Source organism: Inquilinus sp. (genome assembly GCF_057815775.1).
Window position 1 is genome coordinate 1 of record NZ_JBYRFX010000616.1, and the last position, 1,595, is coordinate 1,595.

Consider the following 1,595-nt stretch of genomic DNA (forward strand, 5'->3'; position numbering starts at 1 on the left):
CCCGCAACGCCTACAGCCACAACCTGCCGGAGCATGGCGCCACCCGCCGCTCCAGGTCGTCGGCCAGCTCGGCGCCATGCTCCGGCAGGTTGTGGCTGTAGGCGTTGCGGGCGAGGTCGTGGGTGTGGCGAATGTGGTCGACCCCGGTCAGCATGGTGCCGAAGGTCTTGCGGTTGGCGACGATGCCGCCGACCGAGATGCCGCCGAAGCCGGTGCCGTGATAGCCGCGCTCGCGGCCGATCAGCCGGGTGCGGGTGCCCTGGCCGATCTGGCGCTGATAGGCCAGCGCGATCTTCAGCGCGGTGTCCACCGCCTCGGACCCGCCGCCGGCGGCGAAGAACACATGGTCGAGGTCGCCCGGCAGCAGCTGGGCGACGCGCGACGCCAGCTCGAACGCCTTGGGATGGCCCATCTGGAAGGACGGGGCGTAGTCCATCTCCGCCGCCTGGTCCTGGATCGCCTTGACGATGCGCGGGTTGCAGTGGCCGGCATTGACGCACCACAGCCCGGCCGTGCCGTCCAGCACCTGGCGGCCATCGACCGTGGTGTAGTACATGCCCTTGGCGCCGACATAGAGGCGCGGCGACTTCTTGAACGACCGGTTCGCCGTGTACGGCATCCAGAAGGATTCGAGATTGTTCGGCGTGCGGGCGTCACCGCGCGGCAGCAGATCGTCCATGTGAAGGCTCCCCGGTCTTTGGCGTCGTGGTCGGCGGTGTGGATCAAACCGAACACCCGGCCCGGCCCGCCACCCTGTCTGTCAGGCTGACGGGAAGCGTAGAACTCGCCGCCCGGGCTCGACAAGCCGTGTGCGCTGCGGGAAGATCGGAAAAGCGGCCGTTCCGGCCCGCCCGACCCCGTCGTTCGGAATATCGAACGGGAAAACACCCCGCCATGGCCCTGCCCGCCTCCTCCACCCCCCGCGCTAAATCCCAGACCGACGATCCCGGCTTCGACATCGGCGGCCGGCTGCGGCGGCTGCGCGAGGCGCAGGGGCTGAGCCAGCGCGAGCTGGCGCGCCGGGCCGGCGTCTCCAACGCCACCGTTTCGCTGATCGAGCAGAACCGCGCCAGCCCGTCGATCGGCTCGCTGAAGAAGGTGCTGGACGGGCTGCCGCTGAGCCTGGCGGATTTCTTCGCTTTGGCCGAGGCCCCGGCCGAGCAGGTGTTCTTCCCGGCGGCGGAACTGACCGAGATTGCCGGTGCCGAGATCGGCGGCCGCGCCGGTGGCCATGCCGGCGGCTCGGCCCTGATCTCCTACCGCCAGGTCGGCCGCGACCTCTCCGGCCGGGCGCTGCAGATCCTGCACGAGCACCTGGCCCCCGGCGCCGACACCGGCCCGACCGCGCTGAGCCATCCCGGCGAGGAGGGCGGCGTGGTGATCCGCGGCCGGGTCGAGCTGACGGTCGGCCCCAGCCGCCGCATCCTCGGCCCCGGTGACGCCTATTACTTCCAGAGCCGGGTGCCGCACCGCTTCCGCGTCGTCGGCGAAGACCCCGCCGAGATCGTCTCGACCTGCACCCCGCCGAGCTTTTAGGGGCTGGGGCCACCCGAGGCCGCACGACCCAATGAGTCCCCCCTCCCCTTGCGGGAGGG

General features: G+C 71.0%; 2 protein-coding genes. One reads left to right on the forward strand and one right to left on the reverse strand.

Annotated elements, in window-relative coordinates:
- Positions 1–10: 10 nt before the first annotated feature.
- The gene (locus AC3XYG_RS21535; RefSeq protein ID WP_489141920.1) at positions 11–679 is read right to left on the reverse strand and encodes an aminotransferase class III-fold pyridoxal phosphate-dependent enzyme; all 669 of its coding nucleotides are present in this window, start codon (positions 677–679) and stop codon (positions 11–13) included.
- Positions 680–894: 215 nt separating this feature from the next.
- On the opposite strand from AC3XYG_RS21535, the gene AC3XYG_RS21540 reads away from it, so the two are divergent.
- The gene (locus AC3XYG_RS21540) at positions 895–1,536 is read left to right on the forward strand and encodes a cupin domain-containing protein (RefSeq protein ID WP_489141921.1); all 642 of its coding nucleotides are present in this window, start codon (positions 895–897) and stop codon (positions 1,534–1,536) included.
- Positions 1,537–1,595 lie beyond the last annotated feature (59 nt).

Bases quoted from the DNA above. Each gene is read 5' to 3' on its own strand.
- AC3XYG_RS21535 (WP_489141920.1), bottom strand. From the start codon at position 679: ATGGACGATCTGCTGCCGCGCGGTGACGCCCGCACGCCGAACAATCTC.
- AC3XYG_RS21540 (WP_489141921.1), top strand. From the start codon at position 895: ATGGCCCTGCCCGCCTCCTCCACCCCCCGCGCTAAATCCCAGACCGAC.